We start from the raw sequence: 824 nt of genomic DNA, 5'->3' as shown, positions 1-824 counted from the left end.
GCGATGCGGTGTTCGCCTGCGTACACGTTCATGGTGTCGCCGCGCAGGAAGCCGACCAGTGTCATGCCGGTCTCCGCGGCGAGGTCGACGGCCAGGGACGACGGCGCGGAAACCGCGGCCAGGACGGGGATACCGGCCATCGCGGCCTTCTGCGCCAACTCGAACGACGCCCGCCCCGAGACCATCAGCACCGTGCCGCTCAGCGGCAGCCGGTCCCGCTGCAACGCCCGGCCGACCAGCTTGTCGACGGCATTGTGACGGCCCACGTCCTCACGCAGATCGATCAGCTCCCCCTCCGGCGTGAACAAAGCCGCCGCGTGCAGCCCGCCGGTACGGTCGAAGACCCGCTGCCCGGCCCGCAGCCGGTCCGGCAGCACGGCCAGGACCCCGGGCGCCAGCCGCATGGCGTCGTCCGTGAGGGGCCAGCGGGTAGTGGTACGGACCGCATCCAGACTCGCCTTCCCGCACAAACCACACGACGACGTCGTATAGACATTCCGCTCCAGCGAGATGTCCGGCACCACCACCCCCGCGGCAAGACGCACATCCACGACGTTGTACGTGTTCCCGCCCTCCCCACCGTCCACCGCCCCCGCGCAATACGCGATCCCCGCCACCTCCCCACCCCGCGCCACCACCCCCTCACTCACCAGAAACCCCGCCGCCAACGCGAAATCATCACCCGGCGTCCGCATCGTGACCGCCAACGCCCGGCCCCCCAACCGGATCTCCAACGGCTCCTCCGCCACCAACGTGTCCGCCCGCCGGTCCACCCGCCCCCCACGCACCCGCACCACCGCACGCCGCACCGTCACCCGACCCAT

Annotated in this window: 1 protein-coding gene; it reads right to left on the bottom strand. The window is 71.2% G+C overall.

What is annotated here, in order from left to right; genetic code table 11:
• A partial coding sequence (gene fdhD / locus ABGA99_RS36535; RefSeq protein ID WP_347584287.1) for a formate dehydrogenase accessory sulfurtransferase FdhD occupies positions 1-824 on the bottom strand: 824 nt, incomplete at its 3' end.

This window comes from Streptomyces sp. B5E4 (genome assembly GCF_039871555.1).
Lineage (GTDB): Bacteria > Actinomycetota > Actinomycetes > Streptomycetales > Streptomycetaceae > Streptomyces.
This window is presented reverse-complemented; position numbering and strand designations above follow the sequence as displayed.